General features: G+C 70.9%; 17 protein-coding genes. 5 read left to right on the plus strand and 12 right to left on the minus strand.

Annotated elements, in window-relative coordinates:
* Positions 1-142: 142 nt before the first annotated feature.
* Positions 143-2,740, minus strand: a complete 2,598-nt coding sequence (locus tag ACFRCG_RS24960; RefSeq protein WP_380034986.1) for a bifunctional FO biosynthesis protein CofGH — start codon at positions 2,738-2,740, stop codon at positions 143-145.
* Between the two features lie 290 nt (positions 2,741-3,030).
* Here ACFRCG_RS24960 and ACFRCG_RS24965 point away from each other — a divergent pair, with 290 nt between their 5' ends.
* Together ACFRCG_RS24965 and ACFRCG_RS24970 are read left to right on the plus strand one after the other, a co-directional pair.
* The gene (locus tag ACFRCG_RS24965; protein ID WP_380034989.1) at positions 3,031-3,477 is read left to right on the plus strand and encodes a hypothetical protein; all 447 of its coding nucleotides are present in this window, start codon (positions 3,031-3,033) and stop codon (positions 3,475-3,477) included.
* Positions 3,474-3,731 carry a hypothetical protein gene (locus ACFRCG_RS24970; RefSeq protein ID WP_380034992.1) on the plus strand — a complete coding sequence of 86 codons (258 nt, stop codon included), beginning with the start codon at positions 3,474-3,476 and terminating at the stop codon, positions 3,729-3,731. Before ACFRCG_RS24965 ends, ACFRCG_RS24970 begins: the two co-directional genes overlap by 4 nt.
* Before the next feature lie 76 nt (positions 3,732-3,807).
* Here ACFRCG_RS24970 and ACFRCG_RS24975 read toward each other — a convergent pair whose 3' ends face one another.
* The 3 genes from ACFRCG_RS24975 to ACFRCG_RS24985 form a co-directional block, all read right to left on the minus strand.
* Positions 3,808-5,583 (minus strand): amidohydrolase family protein, encoded by a 1,776-nt coding sequence (locus ACFRCG_RS24975; protein ID WP_380034994.1) that lies wholly within the window; start codon positions 5,581-5,583, stop codon positions 3,808-3,810.
* A 154-nt stretch (positions 5,584-5,737) separates the two neighbouring features.
* Positions 5,738-6,526: a glucose 1-dehydrogenase gene (locus ACFRCG_RS24980; protein ID WP_380034997.1), complete on the minus strand. Its 789-nt coding sequence runs from the start codon at positions 6,524-6,526 to the stop codon at positions 5,738-5,740.
* Positions 6,527-6,561: 35 nt separating this feature from the next.
* Positions 6,562-7,509, minus strand: coding sequence for a TIGR03619 family F420-dependent LLM class oxidoreductase (locus ACFRCG_RS24985; RefSeq protein ID WP_380035000.1), 948 nt, complete (start codon positions 7,507-7,509; stop codon positions 6,562-6,564).
* A 171-nt stretch (positions 7,510-7,680) separates the two neighbouring features.
* Here ACFRCG_RS24985 and ACFRCG_RS24990 point away from each other — a divergent pair, with 171 nt between their 5' ends.
* Positions 7,681-8,520 (plus strand): enoyl-CoA hydratase/isomerase family protein, encoded by an 840-nt coding sequence (locus ACFRCG_RS24990; protein WP_380035003.1) that lies wholly within the window; start codon positions 7,681-7,683, stop codon positions 8,518-8,520.
* 331 nt (positions 8,521-8,851) lie between these two features.
* Here the strand turns inward: ACFRCG_RS24990 and ACFRCG_RS24995 are convergent, their stop codons facing one another.
* Positions 8,852-10,483, minus strand: coding sequence for a FadD3 family acyl-CoA ligase (locus tag ACFRCG_RS24995; protein WP_380035006.1), 1,632 nt, complete (start codon positions 10,481-10,483; stop codon positions 8,852-8,854).
* A 135-nt stretch (positions 10,484-10,618) separates the two neighbouring features.
* Between ACFRCG_RS24995 and ACFRCG_RS25000 the strand changes: the two genes are divergently transcribed.
* A complete protein-coding gene (locus ACFRCG_RS25000; protein WP_380035009.1) occupies positions 10,619-11,395 on the plus strand; it encodes an enoyl-CoA hydratase/isomerase family protein in 777 nt (258 codons plus the stop codon).
* A 118-nt stretch (positions 11,396-11,513) separates the two neighbouring features.
* On the opposite strand, the gene ACFRCG_RS25005 is transcribed toward ACFRCG_RS25000, so the two are convergent.
* Both ACFRCG_RS25005 and ACFRCG_RS25010 read right to left on the minus strand, forming a co-directional pair.
* Positions 11,514-12,542 (minus strand): acyl-CoA dehydrogenase family protein, encoded by a 1,029-nt coding sequence (locus ACFRCG_RS25005; protein WP_380035012.1) that lies wholly within the window; start codon positions 12,540-12,542, stop codon positions 11,514-11,516.
* Positions 12,543-12,555: 13 nt separating this feature from the next.
* A complete protein-coding gene (locus tag ACFRCG_RS25010) occupies positions 12,556-13,698 on the minus strand; it encodes an acyl-CoA dehydrogenase family protein (RefSeq protein WP_380035015.1) in 1,143 nt (380 codons plus the stop codon).
* A 191-nt stretch (positions 13,699-13,889) separates the two neighbouring features.
* On the opposite strand from ACFRCG_RS25010, the gene ACFRCG_RS25015 reads away from it, so the two are divergent.
* Complete coding sequence (locus ACFRCG_RS25015; protein WP_380035018.1) at positions 13,890-15,056, plus strand: acetyl-CoA C-acetyltransferase; 1,167 nt, start codon at positions 13,890-13,892, stop codon at positions 15,054-15,056.
* A gap of 93 nt (positions 15,057-15,149) precedes the next feature.
* Here ACFRCG_RS25015 and ACFRCG_RS25020 read toward each other — a convergent pair whose 3' ends face one another.
* From ACFRCG_RS25020 to ACFRCG_RS25040, 5 genes are all read right to left on the minus strand, one after another.
* Positions 15,150-17,345: an MMPL family transporter gene (locus tag ACFRCG_RS25020; RefSeq protein ID WP_380035021.1), complete on the minus strand. Its 2,196-nt coding sequence runs from the start codon at positions 17,343-17,345 to the stop codon at positions 15,150-15,152.
* A 236-nt stretch (positions 17,346-17,581) separates the two neighbouring features.
* Entirely contained in the window at positions 17,582-18,694 is a 1,113-nt protein-coding gene (locus ACFRCG_RS25025; protein ID WP_380035024.1) for an NAD(P)H-dependent flavin oxidoreductase, read from the minus strand.
* Positions 18,691-19,464, minus strand: coding sequence for a CoA-transferase subunit beta (locus ACFRCG_RS25030; RefSeq protein ID WP_380035027.1), 774 nt, complete (start codon positions 19,462-19,464; stop codon positions 18,691-18,693). Before ACFRCG_RS25030 ends, ACFRCG_RS25025 begins: the two co-directional genes overlap by 4 nt.
* Positions 19,461-20,330, minus strand: coding sequence for a CoA transferase subunit A (locus ACFRCG_RS25035; protein WP_380035030.1), 870 nt, complete (start codon positions 20,328-20,330; stop codon positions 19,461-19,463). The genes ACFRCG_RS25030 and ACFRCG_RS25035 overlap by 4 nt, the downstream gene beginning before the upstream one ends.
* A gap of 35 nt (positions 20,331-20,365) precedes the next feature.
* Positions 20,366-21,124 carry an enoyl-CoA hydratase family protein gene (locus ACFRCG_RS25040; protein ID WP_379999262.1) on the minus strand — a complete coding sequence of 253 codons (759 nt, stop codon included), beginning with the start codon at positions 21,122-21,124 and terminating at the stop codon, positions 20,366-20,368.
* Positions 21,125-21,242 lie beyond the last annotated feature (118 nt).

A 21,242-nucleotide genomic window follows, 5' to 3' on the forward strand; every position in this document is an offset into this window, starting at 1 on the left:
TCCCCCGAAGCCCCACCGCAGCGTACCGGCGCGGGCTCGCCGGGGGGTCGCACACGCATCCGATGGCACCGCGGAAGCAGCGACGGGCCGGAGGGGGAACGTGTCGCCCTCCGGCCCGCGCGGGCGCGGGTGCCGCCGTCGCTCAGTTGCTCAGGATCGGCAGCATGATCCGGTCGACGTCCTCGTCGTGGCGGCGGGCGATGGCCTGCCGCTCGGCGTCCACCTCGCCGTAGGTGGTGGTGCGCTGCCGGGCGCGGCGGCCGAGCGAGGCGGCCATCGCCTCCAGTTCGGCGATCGACTTCTTCGAGCCGTTGTCGGCGCCGGCCATCCGGGAGATGGTCTCCTCCATGAGCGTGCCGCCCATGTCGTTGGCGCCGCCTTCGAGCATCAGGTTGGTGCCCTCGACGCCGAGCTTGACCCAACTGGTCTGGATGTTGTCGATCTTGCCGTGCAGCAGGATCCGGGCCATCGCGTGCACGGCCCGGTTGTCCCGCAGGGTCGGGCCGGGGCGGGCGATGCCGGCCAGGTACACCGGCGCGTTGGTGTGCACGAAGGGCAGCGTGACGAACTCGGTGAAGCCGCCGGTCTCGTCCTGGATCCGGCCGAGCAGGCGCAGGTGGCCGAGCCAGTGCGCGGGGGTGTCCACGTGGCCGTACATCATCGTCGAGGAGCTGCGGATGCCCAGTTCGTGCGCCGTCTTGACCACCTCGACCCAGGTCGCGGCGGGCAGCTTGCCCTTGGTCAGGATCCAGCGCACGTCGTCGTCCAGGATCTCGGCGGCGGTGCCGGGGATGGTGTCCAGGCCCGCCTCCTTGGCGGCGGTCAGCCAGTCGCGGATGGACATCCCGGTGCGGGTCGCGCCGTTGACCACCTCCATGGGCGAGAAGGCGTGCACGTGCATCCCCGGGACACGCTTCTTGACCTCGCGGGCGATGTCGAAGTAGGCGGTGCCGGGCAGGTCGGGGTGGATGCCGCCCTGCATGCAGACCTCGGTCGCACCGACCGCCCACGCCTGTTCGGCCCGCTCGCCCACCTGGTCCAGGGAGAGGGTGTAGGCGTCGGCGTCGGTGCGGCGCTGGGCGAACGCGCAGAATCGGCAGCCGGTGTAGCAGACGTTGGTGAAGTTGATGTTGCGGTTGACGATGTAGGTGATCTCGTCGCCGTTCACCTCGCGACGCAAGTCGTCGGCGATCCGGGCGAGTTCGTCCATCGCGGGGCCGTCGCAGTGGAACAGCGCGAGGGCCTGGTCGTCGGTCAGCCGGGTCGGGTCGGCGGCGGCCCGGGCCAGTGCCTCGCGCACCTCCGAGTCGAGCCGGACCACCGAGCCGGCCGGGCCGGCGGCGACCTGCTCGCGCAGCGCGTCCCAGTCGCCGTAGACGTTGTCGAAGTCGTCGCGCCGGTCGGTGGTGCGGCCGGTGGTGTCGATGCTCACGTGCAGGTCGGTGCGGCCGGACGCGGCGGCGAAGATGTCCTCGGGTTCCTGCCAGGGCAGGCCCTCGGGGTTGCGGCCCTCGATCGCGAGGCCGGTCTCCGGGTCGGACAGCGCGCGCACGTGCGGCAACACCCGGGGGTCCACCCACGGTTCGCCGCGCAGGATCACCTCGGGGTACACGTTCAGCCGCTCGTGCAGCGTGAAGCCCGCCTCGGCGGTGCGCGCCGCCAGGAACTCGATCTGCGGCCAGGCGAGTTCGGGATTGACGTGGTCGGGCGTGAGCGGCGAGACCCCGCCCCAGTCGTCGATGCCGGCCCCGATCATCAGCGCGTACTCGTCGCCGATCAGGTTCGGCGGCGCCTGGACGCGCATCTTCGGCCCGAGCACGATCCGCGAGACGGCGATCGCGGCGGCCAACTCGACCAGGTCGGCGTCGGGGGTGCCGCGCATCGCCGTGTCCGGCTTGGCGCGGAAGTTCTGCAGGATGACTTCCTGGATCGAGCCGTACTGCCGGGCGATCCTGCGCATCGCGAAGATCGACTCGGCCCGCTCGGTCATCGTCTCGCCGATGCCGATCAGCAGGCCGGTGGTGAACGGCACGTTGGAACGCCCGGCGTCCTCCAACACCCGCAGCCGCACGGCCGGTTCCTTGTCGGGCGAGCCGTAGTGCGGGCCCGAGGGCTCGGACCACAGCCGGGTCGCGGTGGTCTCCAGCATCATCCCCATCGACGCGCTGACCGGCTTGAGCCGTTGGAAGTCGGTCCAGGAGAGCACCCCGGGGTTCAGGTGCGGCAGCAGGCCGGTCTCCTCCAGGACCCGGATCGACATCGCCCGCACATAGGCGAGCGTGTCGTCGTATCCGTGCGCGTCCAGCCACTCGCGGGCCTCGGGCCAGCGGTCCTCGGGTCGATCGCCCAGGGTGAACAGGGCTTCCTTGCAGCCGAGCGCGGCGCCCTCGCGGGCGATCTTGAGCACCTCGTCGGGGCTGAGGAACATCCCGTGGCCCTCGCGCCGGAGCTTGCCCGGGACGGTGACGAAGGTGCAGTAGTTGCAGCGGTCCCGACACAGCCGGGTGAGCGGGATGAACACCTTGCGGCTGTAGGTGATCACCCCGGGGCGGCCGGCCGCCTCCAGACCGGCGTCGCGCACGCGCGCGGCCGAGGCGCACAGGTCGGCCAGATCGGCGTCGCGGGCGTGCAGGAGCACGGCCGCCTCGGAGACGTCGAGCATGACCCCGTCGCGGGCGCGTCGCAGCGCGCGCCGCATCGAACTCTCGGTGGGACGTCCCTCGTTGGGAGTCGGGGTCATGCGACACCTCGCTGTCGTCGCTGCTGCTCGGGTGGTACCGGCGGCCCGAGGTGTGCCCCACCCCACCGCCGAACAGGGGCCGACCCGTACGCCGCCCCCGAAAGAACCAAGCGTAGGCGGCCCCGATCCATGCCCATCCCGACTCGTGTCGCACGTCACGTGGCGGGCGGCGTCCGCACCGACAGCGCGTCGACCGGGGCCGGCGCGGACCCATTCGGGTGACCCCGGGGCGGCTCGGTCGTTGAACCATTCGAACCGGGCAGGGAACGAGCGTCTGCGGGAGGGTGTGGATGTCCGAGGCCGTGATCGACATCGGTATCGCCGACTACAGTGAATGGCGGGCCGGGTTCGCCCGCGTCACGCCGATCGGAAGGGAGCCCGCGATGCCGACCGCCGAGTCCGAATACGGCACGCCCGTCATGCCCCGCCCCGAGCGCACCATCGAGGGGCTGCGGCGGGCGATCACGCTGCTCGCTCCCCATTGGCTCCCGGAGATGGACCGCTCCCAACGCGAGGCCACCGCCACCGCACTGAGGATCAACCGCCTCGACCCCCTGCGGGCGTGGCTCCGCCACTGGGCCGCGGTCGTCGAGATCGAACGCCACCCCGATCTCGCGTTCCGTTACCACCGCGCCGAGCAGGTCGACACCATCAGCGACGATGCCGAGGTGCGCGCCCGAGGTGTTCGGGTCGCCGAAGACCTGATGCGCGCCGCGTACGCGGCAGTCGAGACGTGAGCTGGAGCTGGGAATACCACCCCGATGAGCAGACCGTCGTCGGCGGAGCTCCCGAGGCGTTCATCGCCCAGGTCGAAACCAGAGCCGAGGAAATCGTCAGAGCTGCCGAGGCGCTCTACCTCGACGGGGCGACGTACCAGGGACCAAATCCCCCGATGGGCACCGCCTATCCGGAAAGTGGCATGTTCCGCTACTTGATCGTCGTCCGTAGCGAAAGCGTCCTTGTGCTCCAGGTGACCTACCTGCCCGCCTGACCACCACGCCCGTCGTCTCCGGCCGTGGAGCGGCGGCGTACGGGAGGACCCCCGTACGCCGCCGGGTCTTGCGCGGTCAGACCGAGACCGTGCGCGTGTCCTTGCCGCTGCGGAGCAGGGTGCCGTTGGCGGCGCCGGTGGTTCGGCCGTCGCGGATGGTTTCGACGCCGTTGACGCGGACGCTGACCACGCCGGTGGACTCGCTCGTCAGGCGCGGGCTGTCGCCGGGCAGGTCGTGCATCAGGCGGGCCGGGCCGGAGCCGACCGTGGCCGGGTCGAACAGGACCAGGTCGGCGTGGAAGCCCTCGGCGATCCGGCCGCGGTCCTTGAGGCCGAAGAGTTCGGCGGGCTCGGTGGTGAGCATCCGCACCGCGCGCTCCAGCGAGACCAGCTTGCGCCCGCGCAGCATGTCGCCGAGGAAGCGGGTGGTGTAGGTCGCGCCGCACATGCGGTCCAGGTGCGCGCCGGCGTCCGAGCCGCCCAGGATCACGTGCTCGTTGTCCCACACCTGCTGCCGCAGATCCCACGACGCCTGGTCGTTGTCGGTGGGCATCGGCCACAACACCGTGCGCAGGTCGTCGTTGATGCAGATCTCGATCAGCGTCCAGAAGTCGTCCTGGCCGCGCTCCTTGGCGATGTCGGCGACCACCCGGCCGGACAGGCCCTCGTTCGCCTCGGAGTAGGTGTCGCCGATCACGTAGCGGCCGAAGTCGGCCAGTCGGCGAAAGACGCCCGCCTCGGGGCTGTCCGCGTTGCGCAACATCTCCGCGCGCACGTCGGCGTCGCGCAGCTTGGCGATCCGCTCGGGCACCGGCAGGGACAGGATCGGGCCCCAGCCCGGGATCAGGTTGAGCGCGCAGTAGGTCAGGAACGACATGTTCATCGGGACCAGGACCGGCATGGTCAGGATCACGATCCGCCCGCCCGCCTCCTTGGCCTTCTCCGAGGCGTAGATCTGGCGCGGCGCGCGGTCGGGCGCGGCCGAGTCGACGGTGAGCACGTTCCAGTTCATCGGGCGGCCGGCCGTGGTGGTCATCTTGACCAGCAGGTCGATCTCGTCGTCGGAGAACTTGTCCAGACAGCCGGCCACGATGACTTCGAGCTGGGTGCCCTCGTGCCTGCCGACCTCCTCGCACAGCGCCAGGATCTCGGCGGGCGTGGCGTGCCGCGAGGGCACCGGGTTGCCGTCGCCGTCGGTGTGGTTGGACTGGCCGGTGGAGAAGCCGAGCGCGCCGGCCTCCATCGCCTTCCCCAGCTCCGCCACCATCGCCGCGACCTGCTCGGGCGTGGCCTCCTTGCCGACCGAGTCGGCGCCCATCACGTAGCGGCGGATCGCACAGTGGCCGGCCATGAAGCCCGCGTTGACCGCGATCCGGCCCTCCAGCTTGTCCAGATACTGGGCGAAGGTCTCCCAGCTCCAGTCCACGCCGTTCTCCAGCGCGGGCAGCGCCATGCCCTCGACCTTGGCCATCATCCGGCGCGTGTAGTCGGCGTCCTCGGCCTTGAGCGGCGCGAGGGTGAAGCCGCAGTTGCCGCCGATGATCGTGGTCACGCCGTGGTTGACCGAGGGGGTGGCGTACGGGTCCCAGTGCAGCTGGGCGTCGTAGTGGGTGTGCGGGTCGACGAAGCCGGGGGCCAGGACCAGGCCCTCGGCGTTCTCCGTGCTCGCGGCTTCCTCGGTGATGCCGCCGGCGGGGGTGACCGCGACGATGCGGCCGTCCCTGATGCCCACGTCACCCAGGAAGGACGGTGCGCCCGTCCCGTCGACGACGGTGGCTCCGGTGATGACGTGGTCCAGCATGGCGAAGCTCCTCTGCCCTCGGTGTTGCTGCCCTCGGTGGTGCCTGCGCACGCGGCCGGCGCACGCCGTCCGCACGTGTGGTCCGGCCGCCCCACGAAGCTGATGGTACGTCAGATATTCGGGGTCGCCAGGGGTCCGCACGGGATGAGACGGGGCTCACCCGAGATATGCCGCAGCGGCATATCCCGATGCTCCGAAAACGGCGTCAGAAGAGCTTCACGCCGGCCATCCAGCCGCCGTCGACGACGATGTGGGTGCCGGTCGTATAGGAACTGTCGGGCCCGGTGAGGTACAGCGCCGCGGCGGCGATCTCGTCGGGTTCGCCGATGCGGGCCAGAGGTATGCCGCCGAAGACCTCGCTCACCGGGTCCGGTTCGCCCGGCGCGGGCGGCCGGGTGGGCAGGCCCTCGATGTCCCCCGGATTGGTCATCGGGGTCCGGACGCCGCCCGGGCAGATCGCGTTGACCCGGATGTGCGGGGCGGCCTCCAGGGCGGCCACCCGGGTCATCGCCAGGACCGCGCCCTTGGTCGAGGCGTACGCGACCAGGCCCTCCATGCCGGCCAGGCCCGCGTAGGAGGCGATGTTCACGATCGTGCCCGGGCCGCCGGCCGCGCGCATCGCGGGCAGCGCCGCCTTCATGCCCAGGAACGTGCCGAGCTGGTTCACCTCGACGATCCGCAGATATGCCTCCCGGGACATCTCCTCGATCGGCTCGAAGGCCAGGATCCCGGCGTTGTTGACCAGTCCGTCGAGCCGGCCGAACGCGGCGACGGCGCCCTCCACCGCCCGCCGCCAGTCGTCCTCGCTCGACACGTCCAGGTGCACATAGCGCGCCGCGTCGCCGATCTCCTTCGCCGCCGCCTCGCCCGCCTCGTCCAGGATGTCGCCGAGGACCACCCGCGCGCCCTCGGCCGCGAACATGCGGGCCTCCGCCACGCCCTGTCCGCGTGCCGCGCCGGTGATCAGGACCACCCTGCCGTCCAGCTTGCCCATGCGAAGACCTTTCGGAGAAGGGGACTGATGGTGCGTCAGGACAGGTGCGGAGCCACCTCGGCGGCGAATCGGGCGATCTGGTCCAGCAGTTCGGCCAGGTCCCGGCTGCGGAAGCGGACCTGGATCTGGTTCGCGCCCTGCTCGCCGTACCAGCGCAGCGACTCGGCGATCTTGTCCGCGCCGCCGGTGAGGGTGTGTGCGCCGACGTCCCAGCCGGCCTCGCCGACGTAGATCATCTCGGTGATCGCGCCGATGTCCAGGCGCTCGTCCGCGCGGCCGAACTCCTCGCGGTAGCGCCGCAGTTCGGCCAGCTGCGCCGGGTAGGTGTCGCGCGGGCTGCCCTGCGGCAGCCAGCCGTCGCCGTACTTGGCCACCCGCTTGAGCGCGGCGCCCGCCGAGCCGCCGATCCAGATCGGCGGGCGGGGGGTCTGCACCGGCCGCGGCCGGGCGCCCATGTCGTCCACCCGCCAGTGCTGCCCCGCGAAGGTCACGTATTCCTCGCGCAGCGCCAGGTCGAGCAGTTCCAGTGCCTCGTTCAGCGCCTTGCCCCGGGTCTTGAAGTCGACCCCGAGCATCTCGAACTCGGCCTCGACGTGGCCCGCGCCGGCGCCGACGATGGCGCGGCCCTTCGAGATCCGGTCCAGCGTGGCGAACGCCTTGGCGGACATCATCGGGTGCCGGTAGGCGAGCACCGACACGTGCGAGATCAGCCGGATGCGCTCGGTGACCCCGGCGAGCCAGCCGAGCGTGGTCATCGTGTCCCACCACTCGGTGCCCATCGCGCCGGCGTGGCTGCGCGGGATCGCGGTGTGGTCGCAGACCGCGATGTAGGCGAAGCCGGCCCGGTCGCAGGCCCGGGCGAGCGCGGCGAGTTCGTCGGGGCCGGCGCCGTCCTCCCAGGCTTCCGCGTACAGCCGGCTCTGCGACTGGATGGGCAACTGCATGCCGACGTGCAGGGTGCCCGGGGGCAGGATCGCGGCCATGGGGGTGCCTCCGAAGGTGCGAGAGGAGTCGAGTGGGGTCGAGTGGGGGCTCGGGAAAGAGGTCGGGCGAGATCGACGGACATCGATGGACTGTGCCGAACGCGTGTCACATACTCCGATCTAACGGGTCGTCAGACAAGGCCGAAAAACCGCTCCAGGAGGAACCGGACCGTGATCAACACCACCGACCCGAGCATCGACGCGACCGAGGAGCGCATGCGCCTGGAGGTCGACGAGGGCACGGGCATCGCGTCGTTGACCCTGTGCCGGCCGGAGAAGTTGAACGCGTGGAGCTGGGAGGCGACCCGACAGTTGGGCATCATGGCCGACCGGATCCGCTTCGACGAGCGGATCCGGGTGGTGCTGCTGCGGGCCGAGGGGCGGGCGTTCTGCGCGGGCATCGACGTGACCGCGCCCGGCGGTGCGATCACCGGGCGCTCGGGGGCGGAGCGCACCCGCAACTACTACGAGGGTCTGCGCTGGGTACACGAGCGGTTTCGCGCCTTCGCGCGGCTGCCGCAGCCGGTGGTGGCGGCCGTCCAGGGCTACTGCCTGGGCTTCGGGTTCGAGCTGGCGCTGATGGCGGACATCCGGATCGCGGCGGACGACGCACGGTTCGCGCTGCCGGAGGCGCAGATCGGGGTCGCGGTGGACGCCGGCGGCGACATCCGCATCGCCCGCGAGGCCGGCGCCGGGTGGGCCAAGCTGCTGTCGCTGACCGGGCGACGGATCGACGCGGCGCTCGCCGCGCGGTTGAACCTGGTCCAGGAGGTGGTACCGACGGCCGGCCTGGACGGGGCCGCACGGGCCGTGGCGGAGGAGATCGCGGCCAACGCGCCCCTGGCGGTACAGGGCATCAAACGCAGCATCGACACCTTCGCCGACGCGAACCTGGACGCGGCCCTGGGCCTGACCGCGATGTCGGCGGCGCTGACCCTGGTGTCGGACGACTCGGTGGCGGGCTACGCGGCCAAGGCCGCCCGCCGGCCGGCGGAGTTCGAGGGCAAATAGAAGCCGGCCGCGATCCGTTCGACAAACCCCTTGTTGTCCACTTTGACCGGGAGTATCATGAAAGAAGCCTACGGGGCGAGCGAGGGAGCTTGACCGAACAGCGCCTTCGGAGCGGTTGGCCGAGGACGGATGGTCAGGCTGAGAGGCCCGAAAGTCGAATGGACCGGAAGGCGACCCCTAGCACCTGTTCGGACAATGCCGACGCAGGGAGCCCACCTCGTAGGTTTTCATCCGCGTGACGCTCGTGTTCGACCTCGGTCGGCACGGGCGTTTTGTCGTTGCGCCGCCGGCCGCGCGGCCCGAAGGACCGGCGGCTCGGCGGCGCGGGGGTTCAGCGGCGGGTCGCCTCTTCGGCCGCGCGGGCCCGGAGTTCGAACTTCAGGACCTTGCCGCCCGGGTTGCGCGGCAGTTCGGTGACGAACTCGACCGTGCGCGGCACCTTGTAGTTGGCCATCTCCCGGCGGCAGAACGTGATGATCTCCTCGGCCGTGACCTCGGCGCCGGGACGCAGCAGCAGGTACGCCTTGCCGACCTCGCCCATGCGCGCGTCCGGGACGCCGACCACCGCGGCCTCCGAGATCGCCGGGTGCCCCGCCAGGACCGACTCGATCTCCGCCGGGTAGGCGTTGAACCCGCCGACGATGAACATGTCCTTGATCCGGTCGGTGATCCGCAGGTTGCCCCGCTCGTCCAGGACACCCACATCGCCGGTGTGCAGCCAGCCGTCCGCGTCGATCGCCTTCGCGGTCTCCTCGACGTCCTCGAAGTAGCCCGTCATCACGTTGTATCCGCGCACCCACACCTCGCCCGACTCGCCGACCGCCGTCGGCTTGCCGTCCGCGTCCGCGGTGATCACCTCGACCCCGGGGATGGCCCGGCCCGAGGTGGACGAGATGGTCTCGGCGGAGTCGCCCCGACGACACATCGTCGCGGTGCCGCACGACTCGGTCAGCCCGTACGCGGTGAGCACCGCGTCGAAGCCCAACTCCTCGGCCATCCGGGTGACCAGGGACAACGGCACCGCCGCCGCCCCGGTCACCGCGAGCCGCAGCGAGGACAGGTCGTACTTCCCCGCCCCCTCGCGCGCCACCGCGTCCAGCAGCGAGGTGTAGATCGTCGGCGCGCCCGGCAGCACGGTGACCTTCTCCTGCTGGATCAGCGCCATCGTGGCATCCGCGTCGAAGACCGCCTGCGGGATCAGCGTGGCGCCCTTGATCAGGCTCGCGATGATCCCGGCCTTGTACCCGAAGGTGTGGAAGAAGGGGCTGACCACGAGATACCGGTCGCCCTCGGTGACCCCGACCACCGACGCCCAGGTGTCGAAGACCCGCAACGTCTGGGCCTGCGTGGTCATCACGCCCTTGGGGGCGCCGGTGGTGCCGGAGGTGAAGATGATGTCGCCGGTGTCGTCCGGGCCGACGCTCGCCTTGCGGGCGTCCACCTCGGCGGCGGTGATCCGCTCGCCGCCGGCGAGGAAGTCGGCCCAGGGGAGGCAGTCGTCCGGCGCGGTGTCCGCGAGCACGACCACCCGGCCCAGGTCCGGCAGGTCCGCGAACGGGCGACCCTCGGCCGCGCCGCCCGCCGCCTGACGCAACATTCCCACGTAGGACGAGCCGAGGAAGGTGCCCGAGACGAACAGCAGCCTGGCCCGCGTCCTGGCCAGCACGTACCTGGCCTCGGCGCCCTTGTACCGGGTGTTCATCGGCACCACGACGCCGCCGGCGGTGAGCGCGCCGAGCGCGGCCACCATCCAGTCCAGCGAGTTCGGCGCCCACACGCCGACCCGGTCGCCCTTGCCGACACCGGCCGCGATGGCGGCGGCCGCGGCGCGCCGGACGCGGTCCCGCAGTTCGGTGTAGGTGACCCGTACATTGCCGTCCACCACGGCCTCACGGTCACCGAAGCGGTCCGCCGCACTGTCGACGAGAGCAGGAATGCTGCCCCACTCGAGGTCCCCTTGCATGATCGCTCCCGGAGAGGCCAGAGGTTGATTGAACCTGACGGTACGTCAGATCATGGCGGCGAGGGAAGCGGCATCGCGGCGATCGAGACGCACACCACCGCGAAGCGGTGGCGACCGATGATTGAGGGCTGAACTATGCGCAAGTTCGAGACGCTGGGCTACGAGCAGGAGAACGGCGTCGCGTGGGTGACGCTGAACCGCCCCGACCGGCACAACGCGTTCGACATCACCATGATCGACGAGTTGCACACGTTGTGGCGGGACCTGCGGCACGACGACGACGTGCGCTGCGTGGTGCTCACCGGCGCGGGCGACAAGGCGTTCTGTACGGGCATCGACCGCGGTGTGGACATCCCGCAGCCGTCGTCGCCGTACATGATGGACGACCCGATGCTCCGGGTCGGCCCGAAGTTCTCCGACCTGTGGAAGCCGGTGATCGTCGCGGTCAACGGGATGGCCTGCGGCGGCGCGTTCTACCTGCTGGGCGAGTGCGAGTTCGCGATCGCGGCGGAGGGGGCGACGTTCTTCGACCCGCACACCACGTACGGCATGGTCTCCGGGTTCGAGTCGATGCACTTGGCGCAGCGCATGCCGCTGGGCGAGGTCATGCGACTCACCCTCCTCGGCAACGCCGAGCGGATGAGCGCCGAGCGGGCGTACGAGACGGGCCTGGTCTCGCAGGTGGTCCCCGCCGCGGACCTGCTCGACACCGCCCGCTGGGCGGCCGAGACCATCGCCTCCTATCCCCCACACGGCGTCCAGGGCTCGATCCGCGCGATCTGGGCGGCCCGCGACCTCACCCGCGCCCAGGCCCTGACCATGGCCCCGCACCTGATCGAACTGGGCAACCTGGACTGGTCCGAGCAGGCCGGCCTGTTCCAGGGCCGCAGCAAGGAGTTCCGGGTGCGCTGAGGCGGCGCCCGGGGCGCCGGCGCCCCGAACGCACGAATGCCCCCGATTCGCCAGGGAACCGGGGGCGTTCGCGCGTGACGACGGCCGCCTGATGCGTCGTCAGTCCAACGGGGGTGGGTCAGAACGCGGGTGTGGGCGGGGCCGGCGCGTCGCCGAGCAGGTCCGCCGCGATCCGGTCGCGGTGTACGCCCGCGTCGCCCCACGCGGTGCCCAGCGCCCACGCGCGCTTCATGAACAGTTGCAGGTCGTGTTCCTCGGTGTAGCCGATCGCGCCGTGCACCTGGAGGCAGTTGCGGGCCGCGAGGTCGGCCGCCTCACCCGCGTAGATCTTCGCCATCGACACGTCGCGGCCCGCCGAGGGCAGGTCACGGGCCAGCGAGTAGGCCGCGCGCAGCACCACCGGGCGGGCGAACTCCAGCTTGATCAGCACGTTGGCCAGGTGGTGCTGGACCGACTGGTGCGAGCCGATCGGCACACCGCGCTGGACCCGCTGCTTGGCGTACTCGACGGTGGTGTCCAGCATCCGCCGGGTCAGGCCGAGCAGTTGCGCCGCGGCGCCGAGCGCGCCCCGGTCCGCCGCCCGGGCCAGCGCCCGCTGTGTGCCCGAGGCCACCAGGGTGCGCGCGGTCGGCGTGAAGTCGACCGTGAACAGCTTGCGGCTGCGATCGACCGAGCGCCGCGCGGTCAGCACGCAGTCGGCCGGCGTCACCACGTGCAGGTCGCCGTCGGCCAGGCCGATCACCAGGACGTCGGCGGCCGCCGCCTCGACCGCGAAGCGCTGCCCGGGCAGCAGCACGGAGGCCGCCGCCCGACCGGCCGCGATCTCGGCCAACCACCCGGCGTCGGGCGCGAACTCGGCCAGCAGGCCGGCCGCGACCGCGGATTCCAGCAGCGGTTCGGGCAGCGCGGCCCGGCCGGCCTCGACCAGCACGGCGGCCAGTTCCTCGTCGCCCATGCCCAGGCCGTCGTGCTCCTCCGGGACCACGATGCCGGTCACGCCGACCTTGGCGAGTTCGACCCAGCGCGCGGAGATCGCGGTGTCGGCGGCCCACGCGGCGCGCACGTCCGCCGTGGTGCACCGGTCGGCGAGGAAGTCGCGGACCGTGTCGCGGAACAGTTCCTGGTCTTCGGTGTATGCGAGGCGCATCGTCGGGACCCTTCTACTTCGCTCGGGGCAGGCCGAGGATGCGCTCGGCGATCGTGTTGCGCTGGATCTCGTTGGTGCCGGCGTAGATCGGGCCGCCGAGCGCGAACAGGAAGCCGTCCAGCCAGCCGCCGTCGCCGTCGTCCAGCACGCCCGCCTCGCCGAGCAGGCGCAGCGCGGTCGCGTGCAGCTCGACGTCCATCTCGGACCAGAAGACCTTGTTGATCGAGGAGTCGGCGCCGATCGCACCGCCCGCCTGGAGCTTGGTGACCGTGCCGAAGGTGAACAGCCGGTACGCGTCGGCGTCCATCCAGGCCCGCACCACCGCGTCCCGCTCGGCCGGGCGCGGGTCGCGCCGGTACAGCTCGATCAGCCGGTTCGCGGGGGCCACGAAGCGGCCCGGGCTGCGCAGGTTGAGGCCGCGCTCGCTGCCGGTGGTGGCGATCATGATCTTCCAGCCCTCGTCCACCCCGCCCAGCACGTCGGCGTCGGGGACGAAGACGTCGTCCAGGAAGACCTCGGCGAAGCCCGGTTCGCCGTCCAGCTGCGGGATGGGCCGCACCGTCACGCCCTCGGCGGCGAGGTCGACCATGAAGTAGGTCAGGCCCCGGTGCCGCTGCGCCTGGGGATCGGTGCGGAACAGGCCGAACAGACGGTGTCCGTAGGTGCCGCGCGAGCTCCAGATCTTCTGGCCGCTGAGCCGCCAGCCGCCGCGCTCCTCGTCGCGCTCCGCCCGCGAGCGCACGTTGGCCAGGTCGGAGCCGGCCTCGGGCTCGGACCAGCCCTGGACCCAGATCTCCTCACCGGCGGCCATCGCGGGCAGGTAGCGGTCCTGCTGCTCCCGGGTGCCGAACTCGAAGAGGGTCGGGGCGAACAGGAAGATGCCGTTCTGGCTGACCCGGCCGGGGGCGCCGGCGCGGTAGTACTCCTCCTCGAAGATCAGCCACTCGGTCAGGCCCGCCTCGCGGCCGCCGTACTCCCGGGGCCAGGACACCACCGCCCAGCGCGCGTCGAAGAGCTTGCGCTCCCACGCGCGGTGGGCCAGGAAGCCCTCGCGGGTGTCCATCGACGGCAGTGGCTCGGCGGGCACGTTGGCGGTCAGCCACGCGCGCGCCTCCCGGCGGAACTCCTGCTCCTGCTCGGTGAATTCGAGATCCACTGGGCGACTCCCTCGACGGGTGTGAGACCGAGGACACACAGGTCGAAACCCGGTCGGACACGGGTAGCATAACTGACGGGTCGTCAGGTTAGCTGCTGTACGCGGTGTGGCGACAGCGTGCGCGGCGTGTGATCGGACACGCGGACCGAGGCGGTCGGCCGCGGAAACAACGAGGATCAAAGGAGGCCCCAGTGGCCGAGGCATACATCGTCGACGCGGTCCGTACGCCGGTCGGTCGCAAGAAGGGCGGCCTGTCCGGAGTGCATCCGGCCGACCTGGGCGCGCACGCGCTCACCGCGCTGGTCGAGCGCAGCGGCATCGACCCGGACGTGGTCGAGGACGTGGTCTTCGGCTGCGTGGACACCATCGGCCCGCAGGCGGGCGACATCGCCCGTACCGCGTGGCTCGCGGCCGGCTACAGCGAGGCGGTGCCCGGGGTCACCATCGACCGGCAGTGCGGCTCCTCGCAGCAGGCGATCCACTTCGCCGCGCAGGGTGTGCTGTCCGGCACCCAGGACGTGGTGATCGCCGGCGGTGTGCAGAACATGAACCAGATCCCCATCGGCGCGGCGATGACCTCGGCGAAGCCGCTCGGGTTCACCGACCCGTTCTCCGGCTCCAAGGGCTGGACGGCACGCTACGGCGACGAACCCGTCGACCAGTTCCACGGCGCCGAGCTGATCGCGAAGCGGTGGGACATCTCCCGCGAGGAGATGGAGCACTTCGCGCTCGCGTCGCACGAGCGGGCGATCCACGCGATCGACAACGGGTGGTTCGAGAAGGAGATCGCCCCGATCGACGTGGACGGCACCGTGGTCGCGGTCGACGAGCCGCCGCGCCGGGGCACCACCTTGGCGAAGATGGCGGAGCTGAAGGTGCTGGTGGAGGGCGGCCGGATGACCGCCGCCGTCGCGTCGCAGATCTCCGACGGGGCGGCGGCGCTGCTGATCGTCTCGGAGCGGGCGCTGAAGCGCTACGGTCTCACCCCGCGTGCCCGGATCCACCACATGAGCGTGCGCGGCGCGTCCCCGATCGAGATGTTGTCCGCGCCGATCCCGGCCACGGAGTACGCCTTCGCCAAGTGCGGCCTGGGCATCGACGACATCGACGCGGTCGAGATCAACGAGGCGTTCGCGCCGGTGGTGCTGTCCTGGATGAAGGACATCAAGGCCCCGCACGAGAAGGTCAACCCCAACGGCGGCGCGATCGCCCTCGGCCACCCGCTCGGCGCCACCGGCGCCCGCCTGATGACCACCCTGCTGCACCACCTGGAGCGCACCGGAGGCCGCTACGGCCTGCAGACCATGTGCGAGGGCGGCGGCCAGGCCAACGTCACCATCATCGAACGCCTGGGCTGAGCCCCTTCCGCCCGCGCGCTTCGCCGCGCACACGCGAAGGAGCGCGGCCACCGGGGGGAACGGTGGCCGCGCTCGCTGGGGGGAGGTGCCGGATCAGAACTGGCGCTGGTATCCCTGGCGTTCGTACGTCGGGTACTGGGCGGCCGGCTGCGGGGCGTGGACCCGCGGGACGCGGCTGGGCCACCAGTTGGCCCGGCCCAGGATGGTCATCAGCGAGGGCAGGATCACGATCCGAACCACGATCGCGTCGATCAGGACCGCGGCGGCCAGGCCGACGCCCATCTGCTTCATGTCGAGCATGCTCAGCGTGCCGAAGACCCCGAAGACCGAGACCATCACGATCGCCGCGCTGGTGATCACGCCGGCCGAGCTGGTGATGCCGCGCTCGACCGCCGCCTTGGTGGACATCCCCTGCATGGCCGCCTCGCGGATCCGGCTGACCACGAAGACGTGGTAGTCCATCGACAGGCCGAACAGGACCACGAACAGGAACAGCGGCAGCCAGGAGATGATCGCGCCGCTGGAGTGGAAGTCCAGGTACTTCTCGGCCCAGGTGTGCTGGAAGACCACGACCAGGAAGCCGAAGGAGGCCAGCGCGGAGAGCAGGTTGATCGCGATCGCGGTGAGCGCGACCACCACCGAGCGGAACGTCACCGACATCATCACGAAGGTCAGCAGCAGCACGAAGCCGATCACCAGCGGCAACTTGTCCTGCACGTGGTCGGCGAAGTCCTTGTTCAGCGCCGTCTCGCCGGAGACCGCGAACTCCGCTCCCGCCACGGTGCCGACGGTGTTCGGCAGCACGGTGTCCCGCAGTTGCTTCAGCGCCGTCTTGGCCTCCTTGGAGCTGGAGATGTGCGGCACGATCACGTCGGCCTTGAACGCGCGGCCGTCCTGGGAGACCAGCACCTCGACCGGGTCCTTGGCGAACAGCGGGTTGGTGCGGGTCTGCGCGATCGCCTTGTCCAGCGCGGCGCGGGTCTCCTTCTCCTTGCCGGCCGGGGCGAGGGCGATCAGGTTGTACGGGCTGTGCTTGCTCGGGTAGGCGTCGGTCATCCGGTCGTAGGTCTGCATCGTGGCCATCGAGCGGGGGAAGTCGTCGTCGGAGGTGTTCTGCAGCTTCATGTCGAAGGTCGGCAGGGCCAGCGCGCCGAGGGCGATCACCGACACGAGCAGAGTGGTCTTGGGGTGGTTCAGCGCCGGGCGCAGCATGGCCTTCCACACGCGCGGCTCGCGGTCCGCGCGGGCGGTCAGCCGCCACAGGATCGGCACCCGGGGCCGGTCGATCTTGTTGCCCAGCTTGGCGAGCAGCGCGGGCAGCACGGTGAGCGAGCCGACCATGGCGACCGCGACCACGATGATGCCGCCGGTGGCCAGGCTGGAGAAGATCGCGTCGTCGGCGATGTACATGCCGGCCATCGAGACGATCACCGCGATCGCGGAGACCACCACGGCGTGTCCGGAGGTGGCGGCGGCGATCTCGATCGCGTCGATCCGGCCGCGGCCCTTGGCCCGTTCCTCACGCTCGCGCTTGACGTAGAAGAGCGAGTAGTCGACGCCGACCGCCATGCCCATCATCAGGATGATGCTGGACACGGTGCCCGCGTCGGGCACGAGCGTGGAGGCGAGGCCGTACAGGCCGATCGAGGCACCCACCGCGGAGATGGCCAACAGCACCGGCACCGCGGCGGCGATCATCGCGCCGAACGCGACCATCAGGATGACCAACGTGATCGGCAGGCTGAACAGTTCGGCTTTGCCGAGGTCCTCGGCGATCTGGTCCTGGATGCCCTTGCCGAGCGAGGCGTCACCGATCTCCTCGACCCGCAGGTCGGGGTGTTCCTTCTGGACGCTCGCCGTCGCCTTCAGCAACGGGTCGATGTGGTCCTTGGCCTTCTCGGCGTCACCCTTCATGGTGAGCGGCACAAGGAGCGCCTTGCCGTTCGTGGCCGGGATCGGCTCGGAGACCTCGGCGACCTCGGGGAGTGCCTTCAGCTTGGTGGTGACCTCGGCCGCGACCTTGTTCGCCGCGGTCCGGTCCAGCGCGCCGCTCTTCGCGGTGATCAGCACGTTCTCGCTCGCCGCGCCGTCCAGGCCGTACTGCTTGGCGATCGCGTCGGCCCGGCCGGACTGGCCGGTGCGCATGTCGGCCTTGGTGGTCTTCTCGGTACCCGCCGCACCGCCGACGACCAGGCAGATGGCGACGAACGCGATCCACATGGTGATCGCCCGCCACGGGTGGGTGGCGCTCCATCGTGCGACGCGAACGGTCGCCGGCTGCTTGGCCATTGTCAGGTCCCCTCTTGAATGCGCTCTGCTTCCCGCTGACAGTTCGAGTCTGTCGGCGGACAGGTCGCGGAACACTGCGCCGGGACCCCGAGCAGGGGTGGGTCCAGACCCACCCCCAAACCGGTGAGGGGCGTCGGCGGGGCGGGGTCGTTTCCGGCGAACTCGGCCCAATACGGCCGGACATGCCGCCGGCACCGCCCACAGGGGACGGTGCCGGCGGTGGGGGCAGCCCGAGGTCAGACCCGGGCGGCCTCCAGGTCGTACAGGATCCCGCTCGCCTGCGCGGTGATCCGGTCGATCAACTCCGCGCACGAGGGCAGGTCTTCGATCACCCCGACCACCTGGCCGGAGGCCATCACGCCCAGGTCCGGTCGGCCGTCCACCATCGCGGCCTTGAGCAACATCGGCGTGTTGGCCGCCATCAGCACCTGCGGCCAGCTCAACCCCTGCGACTTCTTCATCGCCAGGCCCTCGCGGGCCATGTCGGTGAGCCTGGCGCCGCTGAGCCTGCGGAACCGCAGCGCGTTGGCGATCGAGCGCGGATAGCGGGCGAGCACCGAGCGCTGTTCGAGCCGCTTGACGAAGTCGGTGGCCAGCACCCGGTGCGGGACGCCGTCCACCTCCTTGGACACCACCGTGCCGCCCACGTCGGTGGCCAGGTAGACGTCCTTGACCGCGTTGCCCACGGGGCTGTCCGAGGTGAGCAGGAAGCGGGTGCCCATCGCGATCGCGTCGGCGCCGTACGCGAGCGCCGCGACCAGGCCGCGCCCGTCGAAGAAGCCGCCGGCCGCGATCACCGTGACGTCGCTGCCCCGGAGCACGTCGGTGACCTGCGGCAGGAGCAGCGTGGTCGGGATCGAGCCGGTGTGCCCGCCGCCCTCGCCGCCCTGCACGATCACCCCGTCGACGCCCCACTCGGCGACCTTCTGCGCGTGCCGCTTGGCCCCGATCGAGGGCACCACCAGCATGCCGAGGTCGTGGGCGCGCGCGATCAGGTCCTTCTTCGGCGCCTGCGCGAACGACGCGACCTTGATGCCCTCGCGGCCCATCAGGTCGATCCGCTCGGCCGCGTCCGGCGCGTCCGCGCGCAGGTTGACCGCGAACGGCTTGGCGGTGCGCTTCTTCACCGCCGCGATCGCCGCGACCAATTCCTCATAGGTCATCGTGGCCGAGGCCAGGATGCCCAGACCGCCCGCCTCGGCGGTGGCCGCGACCAGGCTCGGGTAGGACACGTAGCCCATGCCGGTCTGCACGATCGGATACTCGACGCCGAACTTCGCGGTGAAGCCGTTGCGCAGGGCCGGGTGCAGGCCGGCGTCCGCCCCGCTCGCGCCGTTCGCCCCGCTCACGCCGGCACCTCGCGCAGGCGCATCCCGCGCGGGTCCAACACCTCGCGCACGATCCGCAGTTCCTCGTCCGAGGGCACCCGCGAGGTGGGCACCTCGGCCGGGACCACCAGTTCGAAGCCGGTCGCCTCGACCACCTCGTCGACGCTCACCCCGGGGTGCACCGACCGCAGCCGCATGACCTTGGTGTCGGTCTCGAAGTCGAGCACGCAAAGGTTGGTGACGACCCGTCGGATCTCGTGGAAACGACCCGCCGGACCCGTCGCCGCGGCCCGGTCGTAGCCGACGCAGGAGACCATGTCCACCTTCGGCGTGAGCACCCGCGCCGAGTGTTTGGGGATCCAGTAACTGGTGGTGTGGTTGATCGTGTTGCCCGGTCCGCCGCGCGAACCGAGCACCTGGCGCTTGGGCCTGGCCCAGTCGCCGATCGCGGAGATGTTGGCGTTGCCGTGCGCGTCGATCTGCACCGGGCCCATCATCACGTGCCGGCGTCCGGAGGCGAGCACGTCCAGCACCTGGCGGTACGGGATCCAGCCGACCACGGCGAACTCGTCCGGCTTGGCGCCCAGTCGGGCGTCGCCCTCGAAGAAGTACGACTCGCCGTTGGACAACATCAGGTCCGGCTCGAAGGTGGCGCGGGCAAGGCGGGCGCCGATGGTGGGGATGGTGCCCATCGGGCTGCCGATGATCTCGCCGTCGCCGCGGAAGCAGTCCGCGACTGCGGCCACGCACACGTCGGCGCGCGTCGCCTCGGTCAGGGTGTCGGTGCTCACTTGGCGTTCTCCTTCGCGAACTCCGCGACGGCGGCCTGATACGCCGCTTCGCTCTCGACCTTCAGGAAGCGCTGCTCGAACGCGGCCCACGCCTCGGGGTCGGCGGCGGCCGTCGCGTACGCCTTCTGGAACGCCTCGTCGCGGCCGTACTCCGGCGGGCACTCGGTGAAGTGCGCCCCGTTGGGCGCCTCGACCACGCCGTGTGTCATGTAGCGGTGCACGGTCAGGGTGTGTACGCAGCCCGCCGCCTTGAGCAGTTCCTCGCTCGGCACCACCCGCTCCGCCGAGACGTACGCCTTCCGCGCCGCCAGGCAGAACAGGTCGTCCATGAACTGGTCCGGGCCGGTCAGCGCGGCGTTGCCGCGCTCGTCGGCGACGTTGGCGTGGATCAGCGCGACGTCCAGGTTCAGCGCGGGCATCGCGACCAACGTCTCGTCGCCGTACGGCGATTCGATCGTCTTCAGGTGCGGCGAGACGGTGAGGATGTCCGAGCCCAGGCCCGCGCGGGTGGGCAGGAACGGCAGTCGCTGGGCGGCGGCGCGCAACCCGGTGAGGAACATGCCCTCGTCGTACTCGACCGCCTCGACCAGGCCGTTCTCCCGGACGTGCCGGAAGTTGGGCTCCAGCGGGATCGAGTCGAGCGAGACGAACGCGTAGACGAGCTTGCGCGCCTTGCCGGCGCGGGCGAGCAGTCCGACGTCGGGGCCGCCGTACGAGACGACGGTCAGGTCCTTGAGGTCGGATCGCAGGATCGCCCGGACCAGGGCCATCGGCTTGCGCCGCGACCCCCATCCGCCGATTCCGACGGTCATGCCGTCGGAGAGTTGTGCGACGACCTGATCGGGCGTCATGCGCTTGTCGGCCATGGATGGTTGCTCCCGTCTCTGATGCGAGGTCCGCGTCACTTCGAGGTGTCCGCTTCGCGGCCCTCGGTGAAGGCGTCGCGCAGTTCGTCCGACACGCCGGTCAGGTTCAGCTCGAACGTGAAGCCCTGCTCGTAGCGGTACGAGCGCTTGACGTCGACCGGGTCGATGCCGTTCAGCGACGCCTTCGCGGCGCGGATCACGGTCGGGCTCTTGGCCGCGATCGTGCGGGCCACCTCGAACGCGGTCTCGACCAGCTTGTCCCGGTCGACCAGCTTGTAGATGGAGCCGTACGCGTGCAGTTCGGCCGCCGGGGCGTTCTCCGACGTGTAGACCATCTGCCGCATGCGGTGCTGCGGGACGAGCCGGGCCAGGTGGGTGGCCGCGCCGAGCGCGCCGCGGTCCACCTCGGGCAGGCCGAAGAACGCGTCGTGCGAGGCGATCACGATGTCCGCGTTGCCGACCAGGCCGATGCCGCCGCCGACGCAGAACCCGTGCACGGCGGCGATCACCGGCACCTCGCAGTCGTACACCGCCGCGAACGCGTCGTAGCAGCCCTTGTTGGCTCCCACGAGCGCGTCGAAGCCCTCGGTGTTGGACATCTCCTTGATGTCGACGCCGGCGTTGAAGCCGCGTCCCTCGGCCCGGAGCACCACGACCCGGACCTGCCGGTCGCGGCTCGCCTCGCGGAGCCGGTCCGCGAGTTCGAACCAGCCGGCGACGGTGAGCGCGTTGACGGGGGGTGCGTCGAGCACCACCTCGGCGATGCCCTCACGCACCTCGTAACGGATAGCCATGGCAACCAGATCCATTCGGCCGCGTGCGTCGGATCGGCCGGTCATGCGCCCGGTACCGGCGGGTGCGGCCGACGCGGCCGTCCGGTCGTGAGAGGCACATCACCACCCGATCTGACTG

Origin of the sequence: Embleya sp. NPDC056575 (assembly GCF_042793325.1) — a bacterium.
Classification (GTDB): Bacteria; Actinomycetota; Actinomycetes; order Streptomycetales; family Streptomycetaceae; genus Embleya.

What these genes read in the sequence shown, in the direction of transcription:
- ACFRCG_RS24980 (WP_380034997.1), bottom strand. Translation starts at nt 6,526, where the DNA reads ATGGGCAAGCTGGACGGCAGGGTGGTCCTGATCACCGGCGCGGCACGC.
- ACFRCG_RS24965 (WP_380034989.1), top strand. Translation starts at nt 3,031, where the DNA reads ATGTCCGAGGCCGTGATCGACATCGGTATCGCCGACTACAGTGAATGG.
- ACFRCG_RS24960 (WP_380034986.1), bottom strand. Translation starts at nt 2,740, where the DNA reads ATGACCCCGACTCCCAACGAGGGACGTCCCACCGAGAGTTCGATGCGG.
- ACFRCG_RS25000 (WP_380035009.1), top strand. Translation starts at nt 10,619, where the DNA reads ATGCGCAAGTTCGAGACGCTGGGCTACGAGCAGGAGAACGGCGTCGCG.
- ACFRCG_RS25020 (WP_380035021.1), bottom strand. Translation starts at nt 17,345, where the DNA reads ATGGCCAAGCAGCCGGCGACCGTTCGCGTCGCACGATGGAGCGCCACC.
- ACFRCG_RS24995 (WP_380035006.1), bottom strand. Translation starts at nt 10,483, where the DNA reads ATGCAAGGGGACCTCGAGTGGGGCAGCATTCCTGCTCTCGTCGACAGT.
- ACFRCG_RS25035 (WP_380035030.1), bottom strand. Translation starts at nt 20,330, where the DNA reads ATGGCCGACAAGCGCATGACGCCCGATCAGGTCGTCGCACAACTCTCC.
- ACFRCG_RS24985 (WP_380035000.1), bottom strand. Translation starts at nt 7,509, where the DNA reads ATGGCCGCGATCCTGCCCCCGGGCACCCTGCACGTCGGCATGCAGTTG.
- ACFRCG_RS25005 (WP_380035012.1), bottom strand. Translation starts at nt 12,542, where the DNA reads ATGCGCCTCGCATACACCGAAGACCAGGAACTGTTCCGCGACACGGTC.
- ACFRCG_RS25040 (WP_379999262.1), bottom strand. Translation starts at nt 21,124, where the DNA reads ATGGCTATCCGTTACGAGGTGCGTGAGGGCATCGCCGAGGTGGTGCTC.